Annotated in this window: 19 protein-coding genes and 1 riboswitch; of the genes, 4 read left to right on the plus strand and 15 right to left on the minus strand. The window is 51.9% G+C overall.

Annotation, left to right across the window (positions count from 1 at the left end; genetic code table 11):
• Positions 1 to 66: 66 nt before the first annotated feature.
• The 6 genes from D889_RS0103945 to D889_RS0103975 form a co-directional block, all read right to left on the minus strand.
• Positions 67 to 2,454 (minus strand): glycoside hydrolase family 31 protein, encoded by a 2,388-nt coding sequence (locus D889_RS0103945; RefSeq protein ID WP_010630529.1) that lies wholly within the window; start codon positions 2,452 to 2,454, stop codon positions 67 to 69.
• Between the two features lie 211 nt (positions 2,455 to 2,665).
• Positions 2,666 to 4,081, minus strand: a complete 1,416-nt coding sequence (locus tag D889_RS0103950; RefSeq protein ID WP_141629365.1) for a SpoVR family protein — start codon at positions 4,079 to 4,081, stop codon at positions 2,666 to 2,668.
• Between the two features lie 158 nt (positions 4,082 to 4,239).
• Positions 4,240 to 6,522 (minus strand): transglutaminase TgpA family protein, encoded by a 2,283-nt coding sequence (locus tag D889_RS0103955; protein WP_010630531.1) that lies wholly within the window; start codon positions 6,520 to 6,522, stop codon positions 4,240 to 4,242.
• On the minus strand, positions 6,522 to 7,688 hold the full coding sequence (locus D889_RS0103960; protein WP_010630532.1) for a DUF58 domain-containing protein: 1,167 nt from the start codon (positions 7,686 to 7,688) through the stop codon (positions 6,522 to 6,524). Before D889_RS0103960 ends, D889_RS0103955 begins: the two co-directional genes overlap by 1 nt.
• Positions 7,685 to 8,647, minus strand: a complete 963-nt coding sequence (locus D889_RS0103965; protein ID WP_010630533.1) for an AAA family ATPase — start codon at positions 8,645 to 8,647, stop codon at positions 7,685 to 7,687. The genes D889_RS0103960 and D889_RS0103965 overlap by 4 nt, the downstream gene beginning before the upstream one ends.
• Before the next feature lie 197 nt (positions 8,648 to 8,844).
• On the minus strand, positions 8,845 to 10,131 hold the full coding sequence (locus tag D889_RS0103975) for a globin-coupled sensor protein (RefSeq protein ID WP_010630535.1): 1,287 nt from the start codon (positions 10,129 to 10,131) through the stop codon (positions 8,845 to 8,847).
• Positions 10,132 to 10,526: 395 nt separating this feature from the next.
• Positions 10,527 to 10,643, plus strand: a riboswitch (SAM riboswitch).
• Positions 10,644 to 10,735: 92 nt separating this feature from the next.
• Between D889_RS0103975 and metE the strand changes: the two genes are divergently transcribed.
• Entirely contained in the window at positions 10,736 to 13,042 is a 2,307-nt protein-coding gene (gene metE / locus D889_RS0103985; protein WP_010630537.1) for a 5-methyltetrahydropteroyltriglutamate--homocysteine S-methyltransferase, read from the plus strand.
• A gap of 363 nt (positions 13,043 to 13,405) precedes the next feature.
• On the opposite strand, the gene D889_RS0103995 is transcribed toward metE, so the two are convergent.
• The 3 genes from D889_RS0103995 to D889_RS0104005 form a co-directional block, all read right to left on the minus strand.
• The gene (locus tag D889_RS0103995) at positions 13,406 to 14,983 is read right to left on the minus strand and encodes a peptide chain release factor 3 (protein ID WP_018962155.1); all 1,578 of its coding nucleotides are present in this window, start codon (positions 14,981 to 14,983) and stop codon (positions 13,406 to 13,408) included.
• A gap of 227 nt (positions 14,984 to 15,210) precedes the next feature.
• Positions 15,211 to 16,953 carry a phospho-sugar mutase gene (locus tag D889_RS0104000; RefSeq protein WP_010630539.1) on the minus strand — a complete coding sequence of 581 codons (1,743 nt, stop codon included), beginning with the start codon at positions 16,951 to 16,953 and terminating at the stop codon, positions 15,211 to 15,213.
• Positions 16,954 to 17,059: 106 nt separating this feature from the next.
• On the minus strand, positions 17,060 to 17,728 hold the full coding sequence (locus D889_RS0104005; protein WP_010630540.1) for an HAD family hydrolase: 669 nt from the start codon (positions 17,726 to 17,728) through the stop codon (positions 17,060 to 17,062).
• Between the two features lie 238 nt (positions 17,729 to 17,966).
• Here D889_RS0104005 and yhbH point away from each other — a divergent pair, with 238 nt between their 5' ends.
• Positions 17,967 to 19,130 (plus strand): sporulation protein YhbH, encoded by a 1,164-nt coding sequence (gene yhbH, locus D889_RS0104010; protein WP_010630541.1) that lies wholly within the window; start codon positions 17,967 to 17,969, stop codon positions 19,128 to 19,130.
• Between the two features lie 147 nt (positions 19,131 to 19,277).
• On the opposite strand, the gene lepB is transcribed toward yhbH, so the two are convergent.
• From lepB to D889_RS0104035, 5 genes are all read right to left on the minus strand, one after another.
• Positions 19,278 to 19,838 (minus strand): signal peptidase I, encoded by a 561-nt coding sequence (lepB, locus tag D889_RS0104015; protein WP_010630542.1) that lies wholly within the window; start codon positions 19,836 to 19,838, stop codon positions 19,278 to 19,280.
• An 87-nt stretch (positions 19,839 to 19,925) separates the two neighbouring features.
• Entirely contained in the window at positions 19,926 to 21,821 is a 1,896-nt protein-coding gene (locus tag D889_RS0104020; protein WP_010630543.1) for a PrkA family serine protein kinase, read from the minus strand.
• A gap of 107 nt (positions 21,822 to 21,928) precedes the next feature.
• Positions 21,929 to 22,402 (minus strand): tRNA (uridine(34)/cytosine(34)/5-carboxymethylaminomethyluridine(34)-2'-O)-methyltransferase TrmL, encoded by a 474-nt coding sequence (gene trmL / locus D889_RS0104025; RefSeq protein WP_010630544.1) that lies wholly within the window; start codon positions 22,400 to 22,402, stop codon positions 21,929 to 21,931.
• Between the two features lie 162 nt (positions 22,403 to 22,564).
• A complete protein-coding gene (locus tag D889_RS0104030) occupies positions 22,565 to 23,464 on the minus strand; it encodes an amidase domain-containing protein (protein WP_018962156.1) in 900 nt (299 codons plus the stop codon).
• Between the two features lie 84 nt (positions 23,465 to 23,548).
• Positions 23,549 to 24,097 carry a methylated-DNA--[protein]-cysteine S-methyltransferase gene (locus tag D889_RS0104035; protein WP_010630546.1) on the minus strand — a complete coding sequence of 183 codons (549 nt, stop codon included), beginning with the start codon at positions 24,095 to 24,097 and terminating at the stop codon, positions 23,549 to 23,551.
• An 86-nt stretch (positions 24,098 to 24,183) separates the two neighbouring features.
• Here D889_RS0104035 and D889_RS0104040 point away from each other — a divergent pair, with 86 nt between their 5' ends.
• Positions 24,184 to 24,852, plus strand: a complete 669-nt coding sequence (locus D889_RS0104040; RefSeq protein WP_010630547.1) for a B3/B4 domain-containing protein — start codon at positions 24,184 to 24,186, stop codon at positions 24,850 to 24,852.
• Positions 24,853 to 24,910: 58 nt separating this feature from the next.
• On the plus strand, positions 24,911 to 25,159 hold the full coding sequence (yvfG, locus tag D889_RS0104045; protein WP_010630548.1) for a protein YvfG: 249 nt from the start codon (positions 24,911 to 24,913) through the stop codon (positions 25,157 to 25,159).
• A 68-nt stretch (positions 25,160 to 25,227) separates the two neighbouring features.
• On the opposite strand, the gene D889_RS0104050 is transcribed toward yvfG, so the two are convergent.
• Positions 25,228 to 26,208, minus strand: coding sequence for a thermonuclease family protein (locus tag D889_RS0104050; protein WP_010630549.1), 981 nt, complete (start codon positions 26,206 to 26,208; stop codon positions 25,228 to 25,230).
• Positions 26,209 to 26,247: the final 39 nt, after the last annotated feature.

Below are 26,247 nucleotides of genomic sequence, written 5' to 3' on the forward strand. Positions count from 1 at the left end.
CGTTAAAAAATAAGATGCCGATGAAATCAAGGGCAATCGGGAAGATTCCCTCAAAGGTTGAACGGCTCACAGCTGAATCGTCACCTCGCCGGTTTTTTTCACCGTGAACACAGTCTGATTTCCGGAATCACTAAAAGCAACCGGTTCACCCTCCAGCGTGATTGCTGCAGGATGAATCTGGTTCACGATAAACCGGAAGGAACGATAACCTTTTTCGTATCCTGCATGCTTTTTCTCCGCTGAAATTCGGATCGTCTTCCCGTCTCCGCCAGCGGTAACGTCAAACTGATACAGGTTAAAGGCACCCTTACGGTAGGCAAAACTTTCCCCGTCGTCCTGATAGTGCCGGTAGCTGCGGATACCCTTTCTCGCCGGATAGACATCCAGCGTCAGTTCCGTCACCGGCTGTTCACCAACATAGTGCTGAACCGGATACAATGGGATGACGGCGCCGGACCGGATATAAATCGGGCAGACATCCAGCGGTGTTTCCCGGATGATATACTGGCCGCCCTTATAGACAGTCTTCGTCCAGTAATCCACCCAGTCGCTTCCTTCCGGCAAGTAAACGGCACGTGCTTTTTCCCCCTGTGTCACCACCGGAGCGACAAGCAGATCATCGCCGCAGAGAAATTCGTCATTGATCTCATACGTCCTTGGATCATGCTGATCGTTCAGCAGAAGCGGCCGGATCAACGGCAGCCCGTTCTTCTCTTCCTGGTGAAACAGGTCATAGAGGTAGGGAAGCAGCCGGTACCGCAGTTTGATATATTTCCTGCAGATCGCCTCAGTCTGTTCGCCAAAGGCCCATGGTTCCTGGTCTCTTGTATAGATACTGGAATGATTGCGGAACAGCGGAGTGAAGGCGCCGACCTGAATCCAGCGTGCGAGCAGTTCTGCGGTGCAGTCAAAGCCGAAGCCGCCGACATCGGTGCCGCAGAAAGGGACCCCGCTGAGCCCGAGGTTCATCAGCATCGGCAGCGACATCCGCAGATGTTCCCACAGACTCTGATTATCACCCGTCCAGACCGTCGAATATTTCTGCGTTCCGGCGTAGCATGCGCGGGTAATGACGAACGGCCGCTTTCCGGTTGCCTTTTTGAGCCCTTCATAGGTGGCTTTGGCCATATAATGGCCGTAGACATTATGGATCTCGCGGTGATCTGCAGGCACGCCGTCGTGCTGGAACTGCACGTCGTCCGGGAGCGGTCCGTTGAAGCTCGCCGGCTCGTTCATATCGTTCCAGATACCGGACACACCGGTGTCGGTCATGATTTTCTGATTGGCCGCCCACCAGGACCGGACTTTGTGACTGGAGAAATCCGGATAGAGGGCGTCACCCGGCCAGACTTTATTGACATAGGGAAGGCCGTCTTTATCCGTCGCAAAGTAGTGGCCGGCCATGCCCTGGTCGTAAATTGGGTACCCTTTATCCTTTTTCACCCCGGGATCGATGATCGTCACCACTTTAAAGCCCTGTTCTCTCAAGTCCTGCAGCGTCTTGTGAGGATCCGGAAACTTCTTCTTATCCCAGGTGAACACCCTGTAGCCGTCCATATAGTCGATGTCCAGGTAAAGCGCGTCGCAAGGAATATCTTTCCGGCGGAAGGTCTCTGCGACCTCGCGCAGCCGCTGCTCCGGAACGTACGCCCAGCGGCACTGCTGATAGCCGAGCGTCCAGAGCTGAGGCAGCGGCGCGGTGCCTGTCAGGTGTGTATACCCGCCGACCACTTCTTTGGCCGACGGTCCATAAATAAAATAATAGTCAAGGTTGCCGTCAACAGCGCCGAACGCGTAATAATTGCTGTTTTCCTTGCCCAGATCGAACACGGATTCATACGTATTATCAAGAAAATAGCCGAATGCCTGCCGGTCTTTCAGGGCGATAAAAAATGGAATCGATTTGTACAAAGTTTCAAAACTCTCCACATGAGGACTCGGATCATCGGTATTCCACATCTTATAGTGATAGCCCTTCTTGTTCAGATGCCCGGTCTTCTCACCCAGGCCGTAGAAAAACATGTCGTGCTCCATCTTTTTCCGCACCTGAAACTTCAGTTTGTTTCGCTCTGCTTCGAGTTTGTGCCCTTCCGCAGCGGCCAGTTCCAGGCCTTCACCGGCACCCCGGCGAATAAAAGGCGCCGCCGTTCCCGGATCATCTTCACTCAGGACGCGTCCGTCTTTGTCCAGAACCGTTGTCCGAAAGTCGTCACCGATCCGGACCGTCAGTTTCTCTGTTTCGATCACCGCTTCACCGTTCCCGCTGCGGACGGTAAACGATCCCGGCGTTTTCTGCAGCTGTTCAATCGCTTTCGACGGTTGCTGTTTGGCTGTAAATGGAACAAAGAAACGGACGATGCCCGGTGTGATAATGTCCACCGTCGCCGCTTTCTGTTCAAAGCGGATCGTCACACTGCTGCCCTGCTGCTGAAAACCTTTTAGTTTCCCGAACATGAAAAGAATCCCTCCTCACTGCCGATAAAACAATTCTGTGACATGAAACCTATACTAAGATCAATATAGACCACTGGCCGGAAGCCGACAATAACAAGAGGCGTTAAAAATGCATACGTTTTCAGATAAAAAAGATCAGCAGCGCCCGCACTAAGCGGGAACACTATTGATCCTGTGTCGTCCATGAATTTGGTCCATCCGGTTGCACCGCTCACCCGTCCTGACGGTTGCGATGCACCTCGCCGTTCTCGCAGCTGAACAGGGTCGGATGCTCATCGACCACTGTCAGCAAATGAACCGGTCTCCCCCAGAGCTGTACGACATATTTCAGCACACCTTCAAGCTCCCTGACATCCAGTTCGACGCCTTCATAGCGGTGTTTCAAAAGCAGCTCGCCGTTATCCCGGTAATCGCCGTCTTCGACCACGATATACGGAAAACCCCCGTTCACCCGCATGGCAACGAGCTGATCCCGGACATTCCGATAATCTTTGTCCGTGATGGTATAGTTCTCTCCTTTTTTCTCAAAAAGGAACAGGTCCTCCTGCCGGACAAGATCCTTACTCAGATAGTTACGGATAAACGACTGGTCGGATTCCAGCTCCCGGACTTCAAAAATTTTCTCACGGCCGGACCCCTCCCGGACGCCGGTCCGGCTCAGTTCATCGTTCGGATCGTCATAATTTTTTTCAATATCCTCATAAATCTTCAGTCCGAGGTAATAAGGATTGAGACTGTTCTGTGAAGGCTGAACAACCTGGGCATTGAGTTTGGCAAATTCAACGGCTTCATCGGACGTCAAATCCAGCTCGCGCATAATCCGGACATGCCAGTAAGACGCCCAGCCCTCATTCATAATCTTGGTTTCCAGCTGCGGCCAGAAATAGAGCATTTCCTCCCGCAGCATCGTAAGAATATCGCGCTGCCAGTCTTCCAGTATCCTGCTGTACTCTTCAATAAAAAACAGCAGATCCTTTTCCGGACGCCTGGGAAACCGGGTCACCTCTTCGGCCGGCTCATCCTGCCGACTGTTGTCCAGATTCAGCAGGTCCTGATAAGCAGATAACGGACGTTTCTTCTTTTTCGCCGGTTTCCCCGGTTTATTGTCCAGCCAGTCGCCCTTTCTGATGATCCGCGGATCCACGTGCTCCTGAATCGCCAGGACCGCGTCGATAAATTTCTCTACTTTCTTTCTTCCGTACTGCTTTTCATAGCGGTGAATCCGCTCTGCCGTCGCACCCATACTCTCAACCATGTCCCGCCGCGTATTGACAAAGCGGATATTATTTTTGAAGAAATCGCAGTGTGCAAGAACATGGGCGACGATCATTTTGTTCTGAACCAGACTGTTCGTATTGAGCAGAAAGGCGTAACAGGGATCGGAATTAATCACCAGTTCGTAAATTTTACTCAGGCCGAGGTCATACTGCATTTTCATTTTGTAATACTGTTTGCCGAAGCTCCAGTGTGAGAAACGGGTCGGCATCCCGTAAGCCCCGAATGTATAAATGATTTCCGCGGGACAGATCTCATAGCGCATCGGGTAAAAGTCGAGGCCGAATCCTTCTGCAATTTCCGTGATCTCGTCTATGGCTTGTTCCAGTGCTTTTCGTTCGCTGCCGTTTATGGGCATTGGTCTTCCCGCCTTTCCGGCCATCTGCAATGGTCTTTCTTCATCCTATGTTCCGTCCCGCTTTTATAAAACCGGAACCAGCCTGCCGGAGATGCCGGGAAGTTAAAAAAGCCCTGACAGACGAGAAAAGCAGAAACGTCGTCAGCGTACATTCACGATTTTTTTGGTGCATCGGCCAACTTTGCGGCGATAAGACGCAGGTTGGTCATGATTGCCGACTGATCCGCCCGGGAAAGCCCGGCCTGATCTGAATAGATCAGCTGTTCATAACGCTGCGTCAGTTCCTGCATCGCCCTGCCGGAAATCTTCCCGTCCACTTCCTCGGCAAATTCACGAAGAGTCTGGGAATCTTTACGTCTCATCCCATTCAGACGCAGCAGTGACAGCACGCGCGCATAAGCTCGGTTAAATGAGACTCCGTCAGTCACCGCAAGCCTGGTCAGGCGCCGGCTCAGAAGCCGGCTCAGCCATGATTTCCGGGTCAGAAATGCGACCAGCAGAACGGCCGGCACAAGAATTCCGGCGGCTACGCTCAGCAGCCGCGGCAGCAGAGAGACATGCCCTGCAGCTGCTTGTTTCCCGGAATGATCACTAAAAGGCGACTTCTGCGGCACGCTCCCGGAATCAGGCGCCATGCTCTGAGCCGGTGTACGGTTTGAACGGGACGCTGCCTGCGCAGACGACGTACTGGAAGACGCTCCCGGCGTCCGGGGTGTTCGCCCTGACGCAGGGCTGCTGCTTCCGCTGCTCCCTGTTTCAGTGAAAACCGACGGATCGGCAAATGTCGGTGTCGGATCAAAACTCACCCAGCCGCTGCCGGGGAAGTAGACGTCCGCCCAGGAATGCGCATCGGAATTTTTTACTTGATAGATGGATGCCGGGACCGTCTTTCCATTGACTCTTGCTTCGGTTTGTCCGGTATATTCTCCGGAAGTAAACCCTTTGACCCACCGCGCCGGTATCCCCGCCGATCGCAGCAGGACAACCATGGAAGTCGAAAAATTATCACAGTAGCCGGTCCGTGAAGTAAACAGGAACTGGTCAACATAGTCCTGATTCCCGGCGGGCCGCGGCACCTGATCCGTGGAATAGGAGAAGCGCGGCGATTTCAGATAGTTCATCACCGCCATAACTGCATCATAGCGGTTGGTACTCTTTGCGGTCAGTTTCCGGGCCAGGGTGCGCACGCGATCCGGAAGTTCTCCGGGAAGCTGCAGATAACGGCTTCGGATCGACTCAGGATCCGGACTCCCCTTAACCCGGCGCAAGCTGGGAATCTGGTAGACCGGCTGCAGATAGCTGATGGTTTCCGTACGAACCGGTTTTTCATCTGCCGTCAGCACCTGGCCCGCATCCGGATTGATTTTCAAGGTTGGATTTGATGCCGCTACTGAGGCCGGCTGGCCGATATAGGGAAGAATCGCCGGACTGTCATTGGTAAAAGTCAGCCGGGCTGACTGTTTCGTCGTTTTCGTATTCTTCCCATAGAGCGCGATGCGGTTCAGATTCTGTGTTCGGTCGACCAGCGGAACAAAATAACCGCTTTTCCCGGCCGACCAGCCTTTTCCTGTATAAATATGTTTGGTGGCCACGCGCCAGTATCCGGCATCACCGCTGATGCGGGCTGTGAACAGGACGGTGGCATCCATGCCAAGTGATCCGCCGAGACGCGTATCATCGCTGTCATAACCGATTCGCTGGCTCGTCAGCAGTCCGCCGGAGATCAGGCCTTTGTTCTGAAGATAGACGAGCGGGCTTGTCCATCGAGGATCCATTTTGGGACCGGCAAAACCGGTTGCCAGAATAAGAAAAAGTGATGCCGTCACGATCAGCAGCCATTTAATGAAACCGGTTCGGTTCACGGCCGGCCCTGCCGCTTCATCCAGCCGGCTGTAATTTTCGATGCCGACCATAAGAAGGCCTGCGACGATCACGAAAGGCAGTGACTGCGCGGCTTTTACATCTGTAAACGTATCGACCATACTGATCGCTGCCACAGACAGAAAAAAATAGAGATAAAGTCTGCCTGTTTTTAACCAGCGCCATACCACCACGCAGATCAGCCACAGGAGCACATAAAACAGGAACGCGCTGAACAGGTCGGACATACCGGTCAGATTGCCCTGCCAGACCATCCGTGCATTCCTGTTCAGCTCACGAACGGTACGTACCAGCCACTGACTGTCCAGCAGCGGCAGATCATTGAAAAAATAGTTGTGAATGGCCCACCCGGTCTGAAGAATTCCTGCGAGCCCGGCCAGCCAGAATGGCGCCCCGATACTCAGCAGAAGGAGCGGGATAAAAAAGAACAGGAAAAGCTGTAAAGGCTGGTTCAGGATCGTCAGCGTCATAACCGGCCGGACGCATGTCCAGAAAATGAATACGGCCAGGAGCCATGACAGCAGATGCGGCCACTTTCGAAACTTGTTTCGCATTAATGACTCACCTTCTGAATGGCTGAGAAATCATCTCCGGGAACGCGAAAAAGAACGGTTCCTTTCGGCATTCCCTCTGCCCTGATCTCAGATTGCACCGGATCAGAAAAATAAAAACAGAGCCTTTCCCTGTGAAGGGATCGGCCGGCGAGATCGCGCCCCATGATCACTGTGACGGATGTCTGTCCTGCCGGCACTTTTTCAGAACGGTCCCGACCTTGCCCGTCACTTCGATGCAGTCCCGCAAGCAGATGAAGCAGTTCTGCACGTTCCTTCTTGCCATAGGCCTGCAGCGTAAGCCGTACCGGTGAAGCGCCGCCGGCCGTCAGCTGCACCCGGGAACTCTTTGCCAACAGGGCGATGACCATCGACGCAGTAAATGAGACGGCACGTTCGAAAATCACTGCCGGATCATCCTTAAAGGAAGACAGGACGACTTCAGCATGATGTTCGACCTCCGGCTCAAACTGACGGGCAACCGGCGCATTTTTTCGCGCACTCGCTTTCCAGTCCATCCAGGACAGGCGGTCACCCGGCTGGTAATCCCGCAAACCGCTGAACTGGAAAATATCCGCATCGCCTGAAATCGAGGCACGATCCAGACGGTTTCTCAGCCCGGACAGGACGACCGGTCTGATTTTCGGATAAACCGTCAGCGTACTCCGGCAGGGGAGCGTGCACCTCTTCTGGAAGAAGCCAAAAGGATCCCCGAATGCAACATGTACGGACGAAAATGTATGAATGCCGCGCGGAACAGAGGCCAGACAGCCGGTAAACGAGGTATTTTTTCCCATCCAGGCAAGTCTCATCGGATAACCTGCCTCTTCAGGAATGCCGGAATCCGGTTCCGGATGCTCACCGGCCGCAACCATAAAAAACGGAATGACGGCTTTCCGGCTCAGGTCCAGTTTGACGGGTACAGGATCACCGCCGAACAGTTCTCCGCCCGGCACGATCCGGGTCGCTGCGATCCATTTTGGCGGATAAAGGAAAATAAGGGTCAGATAAAGCATGACCGGCAGAAAAGTGTAGAAAAGGAACCAGCTGATAAAGCCGCCCTGTACCATAGCAAAATAGAACATCAGGATAAAAACAAGCAGTGCAGCCCAGAATCTGAGCTGCAATTTATTTTTGAGGAAACGGAACGAACTGAGCCGTCGTTTCATCGGATGGATTCCTTTGTACGGACAGGAACGTGGATGGATGCGATAATGCTCCGGATCAGTTCGGCAGCTTTCTGCCCGCCGGTCTGATCCCCGCGCAGGATAATCCGGTGACCCAGTACATAAGGAGCGACTTCCTTCAGGTCGTCCGGAACTGTGTAGTTCCGCCGGCAGATGAAGGCATAGGCGCGTGCCGCCTGCAGAAAAGCCAGCGAGCCGCGCGGACTGACGCCAAGGTAAATATCCGGATGATGCCGGGTTGCTTCAACAATATCCAGCAAATAATTTTTCATACTGTCAGAAACATAGACTTCTCTTACCTGGCGGCGAAGCTCCAGTATCTGTTCGATCGTGAGCACCGGCTGCAGGCGTTCCAGCGGATTTTCACCTGACAGCCGGTTAAGAATCGCCAGTTCGTCTGCCCGGCTCGGATAGCCCATGGACAGTTTCAGAAGAAACCGGTCCAGCTGTGCTTCCGGCAAAGCATACGTCCCTTCATACTCAATCGGGTTCTGAGTCGCCATCACAAAGAACAGATCCGGAAGCTTATGTGTCGTCCCGTCCACGGTGACCCGGCCCTCCGCCATCCCTTCAAGCAGGGCGGACTGAGTCTTCGGCGAAGTCCGGTTGATCTCGTCGGCGAGAACGACATTGCCCATCAGCGGACCAGGCCGGAACTGGAATTCACCGGTTTTCTGATTGAACACGGACATCCCGGTAATATCCGAGGGAAGAAGATCCGGTGTAAACTGGATGCGTTTGAAATCCGCACCGATCGACCTGGCGATCGACCGGACAAGAACGGTCTTTCCGACTCCGGGAATATCCTCGATCAGGACATGCCCGCCGGCAAGAAGCGCGACAGTGATCAGTCTGATAATCTTTCTTTTCCCAACAACAACCGTTTCCACATGGTCGATCATATCGGCAATCAATTGATGTGAGGCGGGGCTTGGCGTCATGGCATTTCCTCTCTTTTTTGATCATTTCCGACTATTTCAACAACTATTTTCATTCTACCTAACGATCGTCCTTATTTCCATTAAAGTGCCCGTCGTCCAGGATAGCCACCGAAGACAAAAAACGGGCTATGCACAGTTCATTCGCATCGTCCGTTTGTTTTTTGTCTTGTGTGTCTTTTAATGCCAGTCTGCGTGTCTTATAGTTTCTGCATCAGGCGTGTGACTGAATCGGAAAGGGTATTTGTCCCCTGGCCGATCTGTTCCGTGATTTCTGCCAGCGTTTCCGCATTGCTGTCCACCTTCTTCGACAGTTTGTTGCTTCTGTCGACGGCAGTGATGATCTGTTCAAACTTTTTCCCCGTGTCTCTGGACTCTTTCATTCCTTTTTCAATGATTTCTGTGGCATCTGCCAGAGACGTCACGACATTCCCGGTTACTCTGGATGAATTTGCAATCAAGGAAGAGATTTGTGCTGTCGCCTGATTGGTCTCTTCAGCGAGTTTCCGGATTTCTTCGGAAACAACGCTGAATCCCTTACCGTACTCGCCGGCTCTGGCTGCCTCAATCGCCGAATTCAGCGCCAGGATATTGGTCTGTTCGGAGATGTCCCGGACCAGGTCGGTCACGCGCCCGATTTCCTGTGATGCCTGCTTCAGGCGACCGACCATCGTTCCCATGTCCGTGATTGACCGATTGGCCATGCTTACCTGATCAAGAAGGCGCTCGAGCTGAACTTTTCCTTCTGAAGCCTGGTTCTTAGCCTTTTCCGTTTCTTCACTGCTGGAATGCACCGTTGTCTGAACAAGGTTAAAGTGATCCTGCAACTTTTTCACTGCGGCCCTGGTGCGGCTCGTCACCTCGTTCAGACTGCCGCTGATTTGCGTCATTCCCGAACGGAGATCCTGACGGCCCTGCTCGAATTCCCCTTCCAGATTTCTGGCGTATTCCCGGTCATAGACTTCAAGGACAATCTGCTGTTCCAGACTGATCATTTTATTGATGGCGTGAATCGCCTGCTCTGCCGCAGGATGGTCCCCGACCTCACGAAAGACAATGTGAATCAGATGATACTGGATATTCTGAAAAGTGCCCATATAGTAGCTTGGTGTCAGATTGATCTTATAGTGCATGCGCCCGACTTGTGCCCGGCTTTCGACAAACGCATCATCGATTTTTCCATCAAAAAAATTCATGATATGGCCGGCAAGTGTCTTGCTCAGCTTTTCGACCGTACTGTACCGGTCAATGATTTTCCGGAGCGGTTCAATCTCATAGAAACTGGCATAAAACTTTTCCGCGATCGCATCGATCTCTTTGGCAACAAACGGACGGAGGGCCTTTAACAACTGAAGATCATGGGCTGTCAACTCAAGCATGTCCAGCTTTTCTTTGATCTTCGGATCGCTGACGCCAATGGCAACAGTTTCGTTTTCCGCCTGTTTCAGCCAGCTGCTTTCGGTATTTTTCCTGGTGCGTAAAAACATGTAGCTACTTCTCCCTTCAAATCAACCGGTCAATAACCTTCTGTACTATTTATCGGCATAAAGGTCAACAATCTGGAGTCCCGGCACCGGTGACGGGCCGCCTCCTTGTCTTTCTTTATGAAAAGCGCTGTAATAGTGAGGGGTGTTTTTGCTGTTGTCCGGAGCGAAAAACGAGGGTCCGCAACGGAAAACAAGCAGACATAATCTTAAAAAAATTACTTTTTCATGATAGCATAGTTTATCTGCAGGATTGCCGTTTCCCAGATCTGTAATCGACTTTTTTGTGAACAATGGCCTGCACCCTGAGTCCCCTAAGACTTGATTTTGACGTCAATGACCGGATTCAAAATTGACGCTCTGGCGCTTTCGTGCTAAAATGCAACTAAATTAATTAACTCTTATTCAGAGCGGCGGAGGGACTGGCCCAATGAAGCCCGGCAACCTTTCCATTTTCATGAAAAAGGTGCCAATTCCAGCAAAGCGTCATGATTGACGGCTTTGAAAAATAAGAGGGTGCGGATGAATACAAAAGCCTCTCTGATTCTATCGGAGAGGTTTTTTATTCAGTCATTTTTCTGCAGCCGCTAAACAGGAGGGCAAGTTCATGGCAACTGTATTAAGTGCAAATCTGGGTTATCCGAGAATCGGGGAAAAGCGAGAATGGAAAAGGGCGCTGGAACATTTCTGGTCGCACAAAATCTCAAAAGATGAATTTCTGGCAAAGGTGAAAGCACTGCGCCTCAGCTATCTGAAGAAACAGCGTGACATCGGTGTCGATCTGATTCCGGTCGGTGACTTCAGTCTTTATGATCACGTATTGGATACGGCGGTCCTTTTCGGACTGATCCCGGATCGGTTCGATCAGGGTGAAAAAGAAATTTCTCTGGAAACCTATTTTTCCATTGCCCGCGGCAATAAGGATGCTGAAGCATCGGAAATGACCAAATGGTTCGATACGAACTATCACTATATCGTGCCGGAGATCAGCAACCGGACGCAGCCGCGGATCACGAGAAACCGGCTCCTCGATTTGTTTCAGGAAGCGAAGCAGGAACTGGGCATTACGGCAAAGCCCGTGATTCTCGGCCCGATCACTTTGCTGAAACTGTCAAAGGGCTATGATCAGGAGCACTTCCGGACTCTGCTGGACGCCCTGATCCCGCTCTACATCAAAGTACTGAATGAGCTGCATCAGGCCGGCGCCGAATGGGTCCAGATCGACGAACCGATTCTTGTTAAGACGCTGCCTGAGGAAGACCTGGCCGTCTTTAAACCTGTTTATCAGCAGATCAAGAATGGCGTTCCCGGATTGAAACTGCTGCTCCAGACCTATTTCGAAGCTGTTGATGCTTATCGCGACATCGTTCAGCTTCCTGTTGACGGCATCGGGCTTGACTTTGTCTATGGGAAAGCCGCCAACCTTGCTGCTGTTAAAAAATACGGGTTCCCTGCCGATAAAGTGCTCGCCGCCGGTGTCATCGACGGACGCAATGTTTGGAAGAATGATCTTTCCGCGACCTTTGCCGAACTTGAAACACTGCTTCAGGCCGCCGGTGGAAAAGATAAGCTTTGGGTCACACCGTCATCGAGTCTTCTGCATGTGCCGGTCACCATTACAAATGAAAAAGAGCTGGATCCCGTGCTGAAAAACGCACTGGCATTCGCGGATGAGAAGCTTGGTGAAGCAGTAACGCTGACTCACGGGCTGAACGAAGGCAAAGCTGCCATTACCGGACTGCTTGAGGCCAATAAAAAAGATATTGAGACGCTCCAGCAATCCGCCCACAGGAACAACCAGGCTGTCCGGAAAGAACTCGATCAGCTTGGGGACGACCTGCCGACCCGCCCCGGCTCCTACAGGCTCAGGCAGCAGATTCAGGCGGATGCGTTTAATCTTCCGCTCCTGCCGACGACAACGATTGGCAGTTTCCCGCAGACAACAGAAGTCCGACAGGCGAGACGCAACCTGCGCAAGGGTGAATGGACGAAGGCACAGTACGATCAGTTTATCCGGGACGAGATCGCCAGATGGATCAAAATCCAGGAGGAAATCGGCATCGATGTGCTCGTCCATGGCGAATTCGAGCGGAACGATATGGTCGAATATTTCGGCGAGAAACTGGCCGGATTTGCGTTTACCCGGTTCGGCTGGGTTCAGTCATATGGATCACGCTGCGTCAAACCGCCGCTGATTTTCGGAGACGTCGCCTGGACAGGTCCGATGACCGTGAAGGAGAGCGCCTTTGCTCAGTCGCTGACCCGGCTGCCGGTTAAAGGCATGCTTACCGGACCGGTCACGATCTACAACTGGTCGTTTGTCCGGAACGATATTCCACAGGCTGATGTCTTCAACCAGATCGCTCTGGCCCTGCAGAAAGAAGTGCACGCGCTCGAAGAAGCGGATATCCGCATGATTCAGGTGGATGAACCCGCCCTGCGCGAAGGTCTGCCGCTGAAAGAAGAAAAGAAGAAGGGATATCTGCACAATGCAGTCTATGCCTTCCGCCTGGCAACCTCATTTGTCAATAATGACACGCAAATTCACACACATATGTGTTATTCCGAGTTTGACGAGATCATTGAGGCGATTGACGCGCTCGATACCGACGTCATTTCGATTGAAGCGGCAAGAAGCCACGGCGAGATCATCTCAACTTTTGAAGATTTTAAATACAAAAAAGGAATCGGGCTTGGTGTCTACGACATCCACAGCCCGCGCATTCCCAGTGTTGATGAGATTAAATCGTACGCCGAACGGGCGCTTAAAGTGCTCGATCCGAAAATCTTCTGGATCAATCCGGACTGCGGTCTGAAAACGCGCAAGCCGGAAGAAGCGATCCCGGCTCTGAAGAACATGGTGGAAGCTGCTAAAGAGGTACGCCAGGAACTGAGCGACCGGATTGAAAAATAAGCGTCTGTCCCTCCTGTGGCAAGCAATACTTGCTGCCTGAGATTATGGATAGATGATTAGAGAACCTTAAGAAGAGCCGTATAACACGGCTTTTCTTTTTTTGTGCCACCATCTCTTCGTCCAGTCATAAGTAATTCGTCTGAATAAGGCAGATCGTTCAAAAAAATCCTGAAATCCAGCCGTCAGCGCACAAAATCCAGCCGTCAGCGCGTGAAATCCAGCGGTCAGCGTGCAAAATCCAGCCGTCAGCGCGCAAAATCCAGCCGAACACCATATTCTGGAAAATAATGTCCCGCACAGCCGCCGTGTTGATAAAAAAAAACAGGAGACCGTGTCCCCTGTTTTTTTACTTCTTCAATTGGCTTACAGATTATGACTGGAATCGCGCAGTTCGATTTCCGGATGCTTCTGCTGAAACCAGCGGAGCGAAAAATCATTTTCAAAAATGATCACCGGTCGATCCTTATAATCCGTTACGACGAGATTATTCGAATTCCGCCGCAGCGCTTCAGCGTCGTCGCGGCTGACAATCCACTTGGCCACCTGATGCGGCATCCGTTCAATGTCCAGCTTTACTCCGTACTCGGCTTCCATCCGGTAGACAAACACGTCGAACTGCAGTGTCCCGACAACGCCGAGAATCGTCTCCTCGTAAGGCGTTTTGTATACCTGTATGGCGCCTTCCTGGGCGAGCTGGCTGACGCCTTTCAGAAAATGTTTCTGTTTCATCGCGTCTTTTGCCCGCACTTTGGCAAAATGTTCCGGAGAGAACTGCGGCAGCGCACCGAAATTGAACGTCTCCTTCTCCGAACAGACGGCGTCGCCGATCTGATAGAATCCTGTATCGTACAGCCCGACGATGTCGCCAGGATAGGCATCATCGATCAGTTCCCGACTGTCGGCAAAGAACTGCTGCGGCTGCGCGAGTTTCAGCTGTTTGCCGGTCCGGTCGAGATAGACGTTCATGCCGCGTTCAAATTTTCCGGAAACAATGCGGAGAAAGGCAATACGGTCCCGGTGCGACGGATTCATATTGGCCTGGATTTTAAAGACGAAACCAGAGAAGCGCGGGTCATCCGGCTGAACAATACCTGCGCTGGACCGGCGCGGCTGCGGTCCCGGTGCCATCTTCAGATAGTGCTCAAGAAAGGTCGGCACACCGAAACTGGAAATGGCGCTTCCGAAAAAGACCGGTGTCTGCTTACCGGCTTTGATCCGCTCAAAATCGTAGGTGGAGCCCGCTTCGTCCAGAAGCATCAGATTTTCTTCCAGCTGGCTGAGGGTATAATCATCAACCTGGCCCTTCAGAATGGTCGACAATTCATCGACCTCATCCAGTTTCTGGACCTGCCGTTCCCGTTTCTCATTGTACCATTCGATTTTATGTTCCTGACGGTCATAGACACCGCGGAAGGAGCGGCCCATGCCGATCGGATAATTAATCGGATAGGACTCAATGCCGAGTACCTTTTCAATCTCTTCAAAAAGTTCCAGCGGATCCCTGCCGTCCCGGTCCAGCTTATTGATAAAGGTAAAAATCGGAATGCCGCGGTCACGGCACACCTTGAATAACTTAATCGTCTGCGGCTCGACGCCTTTCGCCGCATCGATGATCATGACCACACTGTCGACGGCCATCAGTGTCCGGTACGTGTCTTCACTGAAATCCTGGTGTCCCGGCGTATCCAGAATATTAATCTTATAGTCGTCATACTCAAACTGCATCACACTGGAAGTGACCGAGATGCCGCGTTTCTTCTCAAGTTCCATCCAGTCCGACGTCGCAAACTTCTCCGCTTTGCGCGATTTGACCGCACCCGCAGTACGTATCGCACCGCCCAGAACCAGCAGCTTTTCGGTTAACGTCGTTTTCCCTGCATCCGGATGGGAAATGATCGCGAATGTGCGCCGCCGGCTGATTTCCTGCTGTAACTTATTCATGAGTTCCTCCTGAAACACATACTCCATATTTAAAATGCCACTGAATCACTGAACAAAAAAGCATTCGCCGAAGCCTTGCCGCACTAAAAAACGAAGCAGCTGAAAGCAAGCCATTCTCCTGCGCGAATGTTTTCATGGAAACTACCTATATTATAGACAAAAACAGAGGAGTTTGCTCAGGGCGTCGTGCAGAGCCCGGGACCAGAACTCCTCTGTTTTCTACCTAATTATTTATTGACAAGATGGTGAACCCGATCCATGACGGCCGACTTCAATGCAGCAAACTTGCTGTCACGGTCGGACGCGTCTTTCCCCTTAACACCGAAATAAAACTTGATTTTCGGTTCGGTACCCGACGGACGCAGGCAGAACCAGGAATCATCACTCAGCTTATATTTCAGCACGTTAGATACCGGCAGCGTGATCTTTGTTTTCTTGCCCGAAGCAGCATCCGTGCTGACCGATTGCTCATAATCCTCAATCGTCGCCACTTTGGCTCCGGCCGCTTCAACCGGCGGATGATTTCTGAAGTCATCCATAATCGCATTGATTTCCTCCTTGCCGGAGATGCCTTTCAAGGTGATGGATTCCAGACCCTCTTCGAAATAGCCGTATGTCTTGTAGATCTCCTGAAGCGCGTCGTACAGCGACTGGCCTTTAGATTTATAGTAAGCGGCCGCTTCTGCGGCAAATACAGACGCCTGAACCGCATCCTTGTCGCGTACGAATGAACCGATCAGGCAGCCATAGCTCTCTTCATAGCCGAATAAGAACTGGTGCGCACCGCTGACTTCATACTGATGAATTTTCTCACCGATGAATTTAAAACCGGTCAGCGTATCCACCGTCGGAATGCCGAATGCTGCAGCAATAACCCGGCCAATTTCCGAAGTCACAATGGTCTTGACGACAATACCGTTTTTCGGAAGCTGCCCCTTCGCCTTGCGCTGCGTCAGCAGATAGTTAAGGAGAATGGCGCCGGTCTGGTTGCCGGTAAGTACCGTGTATTCACCGGCATCATTCTTGACCGCCACACCGAGGCGATCGGAATCGGGGTCCGTCCCAAGCAGAATATCGGCATCGATCTTCTTGCCGTAACCGATGGCCAGCTTGAATGCCGCGTGTTCCTCAGGGTTCGGCGATTTCACCGTCGAGAACTCCGGATCCGGTTCGGCCTGTTCTTTAACCACCGTGACGTTGGTGAAACCCCAGTTTTTCAGACCATTGATCACCGGATGGTAACTCGACCCGTGAAGTGGTGTGAACACAATTTTCAGATCCGGTCCGACCTTTTTGATCACGTCCGGATTCAGCGACAGTGTCTTCAGCTTTTCCTGATAGGCATCGTCTACTTTCTTGCCGACGACTTCGAGCAGGCCCTTCGCCTTCAGTTCGTCTTCGTCGCCGACCTTGACTTTAAGCTCATCTTCCACGGTCCCGACAAAGCGAATGACATCATCCGCTTCAGCCGGCGGAAGCTGACCGCCGAACTGATCGTAAACTTTATAGCCGTTGTACTGCGGCGGATTATGACTGGCAGTAATCACAATTCCGGAATACGTATGAAGATAACGGACGGCAAAGGAAAGCACAGGCGTCGGCCGTAAACTGTCGAAAATAAATGTTTTAATTCCATGGGCGCCTAATGTTTTGGCCGCTTCCAGAGTGAATTCCGGTGAGAAGTGACGCGGATCATGAGCGATAACCACGCCGCGCTTCACTGCATCTTCACCGGCGTGTTCAATATATCTTGCCAGCCCTTCGGAAGCCTTCCGTACCGTATAAATATTCAGGCGGTTCGTGCCCGGACCGATCTCTCCGCGCATGCCGCCTGTACCGAATTCCAGATTTTTGTAGAAGCAGTCTTCCAGTTTTGCCGGATCGCCGGCGATCTCGTCCAGCTGCTTCTTCAGATCCGGATCCAGCTGCGGATCACTGTTCCATTTTTCATAAACTGTTTTCCAGCTCATTGTTACACCCCGTTTGGAAGTAAATAACATCAATCTCGACTCTATTATATAACAAAAAGGGCAGCGGCGGCGGCATCGTTTTCACTGAAAAGCCGTTTATTTGCCCCTATCGTTTTACGGGAAGCGAAAAGTACTGGATCAGCCGTTTCAGACGGACGTCCTGAAGCGAATTGAAGCAGCCGTCCACATGGCCGAACGGCAGCTGTTTGGTGACCGCATTCGGCACAACAATGCAGGTCATGCCCGCTTTCTTTGCCGCCAGCGAACCGTTGAATGAGTCCTCAATCGCCAGCGCTTCCTTCGGCGAAACCTCAAGATCTTCCAGGATCTGAAGATATAAAGCAGGATCCGGCTTCACCCGCTGAACGTCATCCGTCGATTTAATCGTCTGAAAGTAGCCGGAGATACCGAGCCGTTTCAGATGTTTCAGCGGCCAGTCGCCTCTTGAACTCGTCACAAGACCGATTTTCAGCCCCAGTTCCCGTGCCTGTCTGAGCACCGACCGGACCCCGGGAAGCACATCCTCTTTTTCGATAAGCTGGTGGAACAGCTCATCCCTTTTCGCAATAAAATCATCACGCTTGATCTGCACATGCGCCTTATCTTCCAGATATTTGATTGAGTCAAACCCGTGCTGGGTGCCGATGGCCTGACTCCACAGGCTGAGCGGAAGTTCTGTCTGATAGTCATGGAACATTTTCGTCATAACCAGGTACATCATCCGTTCACTGTCAAGAATGACACCATCAAAGTCAAAAATAATGGCCTTTATCATTTACAGACAACCCTTCTCTTTCTTCATAATGCCATTTTACCACGACCTGTTTCGAAACGAGAAAAATCATCCGGCTGTTTCGGTCATAAACTTTGGTTTCTTTACAATTCTATGAATTCAGGAAGCGCTCAGATAAGTGTATCAATTGAGTCAAGATTTACGCTTCAGCATCATAAACTGGATCAATAAGCCTGTGAGACAATGCCAGGCGGAGAACGACCAGGAGGGGAAAACTACGTTGAAAAACTTTCTGATTTCGGAAGAGCAGTGGGATCTGCACCGGAAGGGCGAACAGGATCAGCGCCGGCATTCGGAGAAGGTTAAAGAAGCCATTAAAAATAATCTTCCTGATCTGGTCAGCAGCGAAAGCATCATTCTGTCGGACGGGAAAAAGACGACACGGATACCGATTCGTTCACTCGACGAGTACAAGCTGCGATACAACTATGATAAAGCGAAACATGTCGGCCAGGGCAAGGGCAACAGCAAAGTCGGCGACGTAATCGCCAGGGCACCGGGCAAGAAGCCGGGCGCCGGGCAAGGTCCCGGCAAGGGTAAAGGCGCAGGAAGCCAGCCGGGAATTGATTACTATGAAGCGAACGTATCGATCATGGAAATTGAAAATCTTTTCTTCAACGAGCTCGAACTGCCCCATTTGAAACAGAAACAGGAACCGGAAATCGTCGTCGATCATATCGATTACCGGGATATTCGTCGCAAAGGGTTGATGGGCAACATCGACAAACGGCGTACCATACTTTCTGCGATCAAGAGAAATGCCCGTGACGGGAAAACGCAGATCTATCCAATCCGGGATGAGGATCTGCGGTTCAAGACATGGGACACGATCATCAAGCCGGAAAGTAAAGCGGTCGTCCTGGCGATGATGGACACAAGCGGCTCCATGGGCGTCTGGGAAAAATATATTGCCCGCAGCTTCTTCTTCTGGATGACCCGGTTCCTGCGCACCAAATATGAAAAAGTGTCGATTCAGTTCATCGCCCACCACACCGAGGCGACCGTCGTCAGTGAAGAGGATTTCTTTTCAAAAGGAGAAAGCGGCGGAACCATTTGCTCGTCGGCCTACATCAAAGCGCTCGAACTGATCGACTCGAAATACCCGTCTTCCTTATATAACGTCTACCCGTTTCATTTCTCCGACGGCGACAATCTCTCTTCGGATAATCCCAAATGTGTCCGGCTCGTTAATGAGATTATGGAACTGACCGATTTCTTCGGCTACGGCGAGATTAACCCTTATCACCGTTCCAGCACGCTGATGGGCGCATACCGGAATATCGGTCATGATGCCTTTCACTCTTATATTCTGAAGCAGAAGAGTGATGTCTACCATGCCATGAAATACTTTTTCAAAAAGGATACAGAAAACGCCGTGATCTGACTCAATAAGGTATGGAGAAAAGCGCTCCGGCAGCGGGGCGCTTTTCTTATTGTCCCTGATTCAGAGAAGACCCCTGTCAAAGTGCCCTTCCCAAAAAGTGAAAAAGCGCCCGGAAAAACCGGTCGCTGCTTTTCAAAAAAATCCAAATTATCGAATCCAGGCTACGAGATGAACGGTTCCCCAGACATTTGTCGGCCAATAACGGAAAGCGACTTTGCCGACGACCCGTTTCTCATCAACGAAACCGAAATACCGGCTGTCTTCACTGTTCTGCCGGTTATCGCCCATCACCCAGAGTTTCCCTTTCGGCACAACAGTTTTCCCTGTATAGCCTTTGAGTGTAAAGTTTCCGGTCAGATCGGTGCCCTTCGGCAGATTGGCTTTGTAGGCCTTCAGATAAGGCTCAGGCACCGGTTTCCCGTTCACATACAGCTGATCGTTGTGATACTCGATCCGGTCTCCGGGCAGCCCGATGATCCGTTTGACATAGTCGTCGGTCGGTGTCGCATGGAACACAATGATATCAAAACGATGCGGTTTCCCGAACGTGTAGTCAAGCTTGCTGACGATCAGCCGGTTGCCGTTCTGAAGCGTCGGCATCATCGATTCTCCACTGACAATATAATTGCTGAAAATAAACTGCCGGACAAGTGCCACGACGATCAGTGCGATCACAATGGCCTTGATCCAGCTCCAGATTTCCTTCATTCGTGCATTTCATCAACTTTCTCTTTTTCGGATCGCTGCCCTGTCGGAAATCCAATCCGGTCCGGACAGGTATCTGAATTCCGGAACTCATCGATTGAGCAGACTGCCTACATATCTTAGTAGTTCGTTCGCCGACGTTGAATTGTAGCCGTACTCATCCACAAGCCGGGCAATAACTTCATTGACGCGTTTCAACTGCGTCTCATCAGGCGTTTTGCTCGATGTTGTAATTTTAACAACATCTTTGAGATCCGCAAACAGTTTTTTCTGAATCGCTTCTTTCAGTCGTTCATGAGACTGATAGTTGAATCGTTTGCCCTTGCGCGCGTAAGCGGAGATACGGATCAGGATCTCTTCACGGAACGCCTTCTTGGCATTTTCTGAAATACCGATCTGTTCCTCGATCGACCGCATCAGTTTCTCATCCGGATCGACCTCATCGCCGGTAATCGGGTCAAAGATCTTATTGCTGTTGCAGTAGGCTTCAACATTATCCAGATAGTTATCCATCAGGGTCTTTGCCGATTCTTCAAAGGAATAGACAAAGGCTTTCTGCACCTCACGCTTGGCCAGCTCATCATATTCCCGCCGGGCAATGGCGATAAATTCAAAGTAACGGTTGCGGTCTTCATCGGTAATCGACGGATGCTGGTCGAGCCCCTCTTTAATCGAACGGAGGATGTCGAGCGCATTGATCGACGGAACGCCCTTGCGGATGATTGCCGAAGAGATCCGGTTGATGACATACCGCGGATCGATTCCGCTCATGCCTTCATCAGAAAATTCATTCTGCAGCTCTTTAATGTCGGCCGCATTGAATCCTTCAACCAGCTCACCGTCATAGAGGCGCATCTTTTTGACCAGATCAATCCCGTTGCTTTTGGTTTCCTTAAGCCGCGTGAGGATGGAGAACACTGCGGCTGTGCGCAGCGCGTGCGGCGCAATATGAACATTCGCCACATCACTCTCCGAGATCAGTTTCTGATAGATTCGCTCCTCATCGCTGACTTTCAGATTATAAGGAACCGGCATCACGATCATTCGCGAGTGCAGCGCCTCATTTTTCTTGTTACTGATGAATGTCCTGTATTCTGTTTCGTTGGTGTGGGCGACGATCAGCTCATCCGCAGAAATCAGTGCGAACCGCCCTGCTTTGAAATTTCCTTCCTGCGTCAGGGACAGCAGATGCCAGAGAAATTTCTCATCACATTTCAGCATTTCCTGGAATTCCATCAGACCGCGGTTTGCTTTGTTCAGTTCACCGTCGAACCGATATGCCCGCGGATCCGATTCCGATCCGAATTCAGCAATCGTTGAAAAGTCGATACTGCCGGTCAGATCGGCAATATCCTGCGACTTCGGATCCGACGGGCTGAACGTCCCGATACCGATCCGCTTGTCCTCCGAGAGAAAAATCCGTTCGACGGTCACATCTTCAATTTTTCCATTATAATCGTTTTCCAGACGCATGGCATTCAGCGGCGACAGGTTTCCTTCGATCCGGATACCCGTTTCCTGATAAAAGTCTTCACGCAGATGCGGCGGAATCAGGTGGAGCGGGTCCTCATGCATCGGGCAGTTCTTAATCGCGTAGACGGCGCCTTCATCTGTCCAGGAGTACCGTTCGAGCCCGCGTTTCAGCATCGTCACGATCGTCGACTTCCCGCCGCTGACCGGCCCCATAAGGAGCAGAATCCGTTTTTTTACATCGAGGCGTTTGGCCGCCGGATGGAAATATTCCTCCACGAGCCGCTCGATGGCTTCTTCAAGTCCGTAAATCTGTCCGTCAAAAAAGTGGTACTGCTTATGCCCATCCTTCTCGGTCACCCCTGCAGAGGTGATCATCTGATACACTCGTGAATGCGCGGATTGGGCGATCACCGGGTTTTTCCTGACCAGTTCCAGGTAGTCTGCAAAAGTGCCTTCCCACTTCAGTTGTTCCTCATAGTCGCGGAATTGTTTCAGCTTATCAAGAAAGTTCATCGAATCCCCCCAGAAAAGATTCACCCTAGTAGTTAAGAGTGTATGCGGGGACTCGGCAATCTTTCATTAAATCTGGTACGGACACCTGCAAAATCATCGCAGCCGGTTCAGGTCAGATCCGGAAAGTGCTGCTGGCGCAGTGCTTCATAGATGATAATTGCCGCTGAATTGGACAGATTCAATGATCGGATTTTATCAGTCATCGGCAGCCGGACGCAGCGGTCGCGATACGCGCGGATAAACGGCTTCGGAAGTCCGGTCGTTTCCCGGCCGAAAAAGAAATAGTAATCTTTCGCCGGGTCGCTGTAATCAAATTCGCTGTAGGGCCGGCTGCCGTCCGTCTCGACCAGATACCGCTCACCCTCCGGATGCTTTGTGAAAAAGTCATCCAGCGAATCATAATAATGAAGATCCACCGACGGCCAGTAGTCCAGACCGGCACGTTTCAGATGCTTGTCGTCTGTCGAAAAGCCGAGCGGCCGGATCAGATGCAGCGAGCTGTGCGTGCCGGCACAGGTTCTGGCAATATTGCCGGTATTTGGCGGAATCAGCGGCTGATACAACACAACATGAATACCCATTTTGAAAAAACACCTCTGCGGCATCAGCCTGCCTGAGCAGGGTTTGACGATGCCCTCAACCATCTTTAAAATTCGTAGCCCTTTTCCGGTGAAAAGCGGCAGGTTCCGGCCACTGATCCACCGTCAGACGGGCTCATTTATTATACCATAGGAGGCGGCTGTTCAGACGTCGTCTTCAATATGAAAAAATTTGTAGTGTATTTTCGGCGTCCACGCCGGTGAATCTGTATAACTCCAGTAACGGTTCCGTGTATCATAGGTGTGGGCATTCACCAGCGGCTGGCCGGATGCGTCCAGTGCCGTCACGATGGTATTGTGGTTCCAGTGCCCGTCGCCGTTGAAATCGTAGCAAATGACGTCGCCGGGAACGAGTTGATCCGCACGTTCCTTCTCGGTCGCCCCGATCACGTTGCCGCTGCGGCTCAGATACCAGCGCAGGCTGTTGGCCACCGCCCAGCTGAAACTCCAGCTCGACCGCTGATGCCACCAGCCGCGGCTCCGGACCGGCCGGCCCCACATCGGAATGGCGCCGGCATGCAGACATTGCGAGATAAAGTTGGTACAGTCATTTTCTACCTGAGGATACGCAGGATTGCGCCGGTTCCACCAGAGTTCGGCATATCGGACGGCTTCGCGCCGGTTATATCTCCGCCCGCCGCGGAACAGATCGGCCGGCCGGTCGGCCAGAACAATCGGTTGCCTGTGCCTGTCAGGTAGTGCCGCCGGCATCCGGCTGTCCGAAACGAGGAGCCCGCCGCGGACCACGGCCTGCCTGTTTTCTATTTTTTCTTCCAGATAAAGCGAAGCGCTTTGCCGGATCAGCCACTGAATATGGAACTGATAGTCGATCACCTGATCTTCCCGTTTCTCTGTGACCCGTTTTTCTCCGACACGAACCACAGCCTTTTCAATCACGGCCCCGCGTTCTTTCAGCTCATTGATTTTGCGCATGTTGCAAAGACGCTCTTCGGCAGCCGCAAATAAGGCCGGCCCATCTGATCGCCCGACCCACCAGTCGCCAAGGCCGCGCAGATACGCGTTGAAACTGTCCTGTCCGTTCACGCTTTCACCCGCTTTCACCACTCATGCCTAAACTATGCGGGATATGTCCGGTGAATACGTCGGAATCCGGCAGGCGTGGACGTTTCAGGAAAGTGACGAAGAAACGGCCTTGATTTTACCCGGCTTTTCAAGCTCCAGCAGACGCTTCTTCCGGTCCAGACCGCCACCGTAGCCGACAAGTGCCCCGTTCGTCCCGATGACCCGGTGACAGGGAATGACGATTGGAAGCGGATTTCTGTGATTCGCACCGCCGACGGCACGAATCGCTTTCGGCCTTCCGACCGCCACCGCAACATCTTTATACGTCCGTGTTTCCCCGTAAGGAATAGCCGCCAGTGCCTTCCAGACCTCTTTCTGGAAGGCCGTTCCGATCAACAGAAGATCAAGATCGAAAGTTTTTCGTCTGCCGGAAAAATAGTCATGAAGCTGTTCCGCCGCCTGTTCACCGGCCTGCGAAACGTCACTGACCGACGCCGGCAAACCGTTCCGCTTCGCCCAGTGAATCAGTCCGGCTGTTGTATCCTCCGCCGTGCCGAAATCAATGTGGCAGAGCCGGTCGCGGTAAAAAGCCAGCGTCAGCAGACCGACCGGTGAGGAAACCGTGGAAACAAGCAGTTCTTCTTTTACTTTCATCGTCAATGATCACCTCAGTTGTGTCTTGAACGGAATCAATATGTGGTAAACTGAAAACAGAAAATGCTCGTGTCAGGAGGTTCGCCATGTGTGACGTATCTATTTCAGCATCATTAAAACAAGTCATTCCGGATTTTAAAGCTGCTGTCATCTGCTATCAGCATATCGTGATCTCCGACATACCGCCAATCATTTCTGAACGGCTGCCGCTCTACTATGAGAATATCAGATTGTCGCTGGAAGACCAGCCCATTCAGGAGGTTCCGGGTGTAAGCGAATGGCGCGCCGTGTTTCGAAAGGTCGGGACGGACCCTTCCCGATACCGTCCGTCGCAGGAAGCGCTTCTCCGGAAGATCAGGCGCGACGGACAGCCGCACCAAATTCATTCGGCAGTCGATCTGAATAACTTCTTCAGTGTCCAGTACGGCATTCCACTGGGGATCTATGATCTTGATCGGGTGAAACTGCCAGTGCAGCTGAAAATCGGCGGTGCCGAAGACCGGTATGACGGCCTGAACGGACGGGTGATGCACATGGAAAATAAAATTGTTTCGGCCGACAGCGCAGGCGCATTCGGCAGTCCGATTGTCGACTCGAAGCGCACCTGTGTCACGGAAAAGACGAAAAATGCGCTGCAGATCGTCTATCTCCGCCCGTCCATGTCGGCCCAGGAAGCGAGGAAACTGGCGGCCAGGACCGCGGAGATGTTTACACAGGTTCACGGCGGTGAACATGAATGGACGATCGTCAGCTGACATACCATCCATTAGTCGGGCTATGGTGGATGAAGACTTGTTACAGGGAGTGAAAGTCATGGATTCGAATCTTTTCAGTGTAGACTATTTTAAAAGCGCGCTGCAGCTTCAGATCAGTAAAAACAACGGCCGAATGACGCCTAATCAGACGCTCAACAGTTATTATCATACCGTTGTCTCCGCAATCATTCAGGACCGGATCAATAAAAATTTTGAACTGATTCGCCGGATACGCAATCTGGATACGGCTTACAATGCTGTCAAAAAAGAAGTTCAATTGCAGGCACAGGAGCAGCAGCAGCAATAAATGCAATGCGTACCTGATGCAGACAGCGCCGGCGGTAGCGAACCGCCGGCGCTGTCTGCATCTATGATTCATCTTGCCCGTGAAGCACGAAATCCGGCATTAGCCGCTGCTGAGCGCGTCCTGAAGCAGATTTCTGCTTTTGTGACTTTATAATACCGTTCCGATGGCAGATGATAGATCTTCCCGCGATCCGAAATATTCCCTTTAATCCCACCGCTGCAATTTCCCGAACTGTCCGGCGGGAAACCGCCGGAAGCCGAAGCTGCCGAGGATTTTGAAGAATTCCCCCGGCGGCTTTGTGTTCCGCGATGAATCTCCTTATAAGCAGCCGTTCCCTTCATGACTTCAGGGTGAAAGCCGTCTGCCCCGGCGTATCCGCTGACCGACCAGATATTCAGTCTTTTCTGCCGTGCTGCTGCTTCATCCGCCCGGTACTGATCCAGATATTTCGTGTTCGGCGGGAAAATATAAGCAACCCGCGCCAGGCCCTTCGAGAGCTGCAGCCCTTCATAGGACTTGCCGCCGACAAAGACATAAGCAAGGAGACGGCCATATTTGTCTCTTCCCCCGTTAACGGCGACTTCCAGATTGACTGTCTTTCCGTCCAATAGCTGATGCGCATAACGGCTCGCTTCCGGACCATAAGGCTGGACACCGAGAATCGGATGATGCGTTTCCGGCGTGTCGATCAGAAGAATACGGACGGTGGTCACCTTTTTGTGATAAATCACGTCAAACGTATCCCCGTCGACTACCTTGACCACCCGGGCCGGCACGCCTGGAACTTTGGCTTTCGCCTTTTTCTTCGCTTTATGTATCGGGGCTCCCGCCGGTCTGGAACTTGAATTACCCGCCGTCGACGATTCGTTATCCGTAGACGTTGACAGTGTACTTTGATCCGGCGATGAGGCCGGTTCCGCATGAGAGGATGAACCCGTTCCCGACCCGGCATCACAGCCGGCAACCAGCAGCAATGCGATCAGAACGGCAAAAATTTTTCTTCCTGCTGCTTTCAATTCCGTCACCTTTAATTCAATGAACTGAAACATTGAGATTTTCTTATTCTCTCAATGCTTGCTCAGTGCCTT

Origin of the sequence: Sporolactobacillus vineae DSM 21990 = SL153 (assembly GCF_000377985.1) — a bacterium.
In the GTDB taxonomy this organism is placed as follows: domain Bacteria; phylum Bacillota; class Bacilli; order Bacillales; family Sporolactobacillaceae; genus Sporolactobacillus; species Sporolactobacillus vineae.

Bases quoted from the DNA above. Each gene is read 5' to 3' on its own strand.
- D889_RS0103945 (WP_010630529.1), bottom strand. From the start codon at position 2,454: ATGTTCGGGAAACTAAAAGGTTTTCAGCAGCAGGGCAGCAGTGTGACG.
- D889_RS0103955 (WP_010630531.1), bottom strand. From the start codon at position 6,522: ATGCGAAACAAGTTTCGAAAGTGGCCGCATCTGCTGTCATGGCTCCTG.
- D889_RS0103960 (WP_010630532.1), bottom strand. From the start codon at position 7,688: ATGAAACGACGGCTCAGTTCGTTCCGTTTCCTCAAAAATAAATTGCAG.
- D889_RS0103965 (WP_010630533.1), bottom strand. From the start codon at position 8,647: ATGACGCCAAGCCCCGCCTCACATCAATTGATTGCCGATATGATCGAC.
- D889_RS0103975 (WP_010630535.1), bottom strand. From the start codon at position 10,131: ATGTTTTTACGCACCAGGAAAAATACCGAAAGCAGCTGGCTGAAACAG.
- metE (WP_010630537.1), top strand. From the start codon at position 10,736: ATGGCAACTGTATTAAGTGCAAATCTGGGTTATCCGAGAATCGGGGAA.
- D889_RS0103995 (WP_018962155.1), bottom strand. From the start codon at position 14,983: ATGAATAAGTTACAGCAGGAAATCAGCCGGCGGCGCACATTCGCGATC.
- D889_RS0104000 (WP_010630539.1), bottom strand. From the start codon at position 16,953: ATGAGCTGGAAAACAGTTTATGAAAAATGGAACAGTGATCCGCAGCTG.
- D889_RS0104005 (WP_010630540.1), bottom strand. From the start codon at position 17,728: ATGATAAAGGCCATTATTTTTGACTTTGATGGTGTCATTCTTGACAGT.
- lepB (WP_010630542.1), bottom strand. From the start codon at position 19,838: ATGAAGGAAATCTGGAGCTGGATCAAGGCCATTGTGATCGCACTGATC.
- D889_RS0104020 (WP_010630543.1), bottom strand. From the start codon at position 21,821: ATGAACTTTCTTGATAAGCTGAAACAATTCCGCGACTATGAGGAACAA.
- trmL (WP_010630544.1), bottom strand. From the start codon at position 22,402: ATGGGTATTCATGTTGTGTTGTATCAGCCGCTGATTCCGCCAAATACC.
- D889_RS0104035 (WP_010630546.1), bottom strand. From the start codon at position 24,097: ATGAAAGTAAAAGAAGAACTGCTTGTTTCCACGGTTTCCTCACCGGTC.
- D889_RS0104040 (WP_010630547.1), top strand. From the start codon at position 24,184: ATGTGTGACGTATCTATTTCAGCATCATTAAAACAAGTCATTCCGGAT.
- yvfG (WP_010630548.1), top strand. From the start codon at position 24,911: ATGGATTCGAATCTTTTCAGTGTAGACTATTTTAAAAGCGCGCTGCAG.
- D889_RS0104050 (WP_010630549.1), bottom strand. From the start codon at position 26,208: ATGTTTCAGTTCATTGAATTAAAGGTGACGGAATTGAAAGCAGCAGGA.